This window comes from Microcoleus sp. AR_TQ3_B6, assembly GCF_036702785.1.
Classification (GTDB): domain Bacteria; phylum Cyanobacteriota; class Cyanobacteriia; order Cyanobacteriales; family Microcoleaceae; genus Microcoleus.
The window spans coordinates 1-1,350 of sequence record NZ_JAUBVJ010000236.1 but is presented as its reverse complement, the minus strand read 5'-3'; the positions used below and the strand labels follow the sequence as shown (position 1 = coordinate 1,350).

1 protein-coding gene is annotated in these 1,350 nt (G+C 46.4%); it reads left to right on the top strand.

What is annotated here, in order from left to right; genetic code table 11:
• On the top strand, window positions 1–882 hold an 882-nt coding region (locus QUB56_RS36905; RefSeq protein WP_332961303.1), incomplete at its 5' end, for a calcium-binding protein.
• Window positions 883–1,350 lie beyond the last annotated feature (468 nt).

Sequence of the window (1,350 nt, the reverse complement as noted above, 5' to 3'; positions counted from 1 at the left end):
TCAGTACCCGTTGTTACACCAGCAAGTGATACTGATTGCATTTGCCATAATATTGAGTATCCAAATCTCGATCGCCCAAACCAAGCTGACAATATTATCAACGGCAATGGTAGCGGTGCAATTGTGTTTGGTAGGCCAGAAAATGATGCTTTCTACGGCAGTCCAAATCGGAATATTTTCGATGCGGAAAAAGGCGACGATACCCTCTACGGCGGTGAAGCAAACGACATCCTTTACGGCAACCGAGGCAATGATTTTATTGAGGGTAGCAAGAAAGATGATATCCTTTTTGGCGGCAATGGCAATGACATCAGTGTGGGCGCTGAAGGCGAAGATATCATCTTCGGAAATCGCGGCAATGATTCAATAAATGGTAAAGAAGACGACGACTTAATTTTTGGCGGTGAAGCTGCTGATTTTCTCGACGGCGGCCAAGGCAGCGATATCGCATTTGGAGGCAAGGGAAATGATATAATCTTCGGCAGTGAAGGCGAGGATTCTCTCTACGGCAATTATGGTAATGATACCCTCTGCGGAGGTGCTGGCAATGATTGTCTGACTGGAGGTGCTGGCAATGATTTGCTAGACGGGTGCGAGGGAAATGATACTTTGGTTGGCGGTTTGGGGGATGATTGTTTAATTGGAGGTGCTGGGAGCGATCGCTTTTTACTGTCTGCCAATTCTGGTATCGATATTATTGCCGATTTTGAAGCTGGAAAAGATTTGCTGATGCTAGCTAATGGCTTGACATTCGAGCAATTAACTCTTACTGAAAATAGCGGTGCAACATTGATTCAGTTTAAGGAAACAGGAGAAATTATAGCTGCTTTAAACGGACTTTCTGCTATCGGAATCAGCGCCAGTGATTTCAGTTTCATTTAAACAGGCTCACCACGGATGCAGATCGGCAACAAACCCTGTCCCCTTCCTCGACTTTTTGTGCCGCTCGAGCATCTCCAACCTGACGCACCCTAGCCCAACTTTCTCTTTCTCCTCTTGCCTCTGTGTCCTCTGTGTCCTCTGCGGTTAAAAACTCTAACTCTTATAGCAATCCTAAATGATTCTACTCGTTACCAGGCTCTTCCTGGTAACGCAGATCCGGAGGAAGAGCCTCGATGTTCTCCGTCGAGGCAGAGCAAGAGTGACATTGATTAAGAGGCGTTTAGCCTAGAAGTTATTGAAACTGATGCGAGGATTGCTATATATGAATTAAAGCATTTTTTCCAGAAATTGCTGGGCGCGATCGCACTTCGGATTGCTAAAAAACTCCTGGGGCGGCACATCTTGGGCCACCTTTCCGCCATCGAGAAACAATATCCGGTGGGCGACTTCCCGGGCAAAACCCATTTC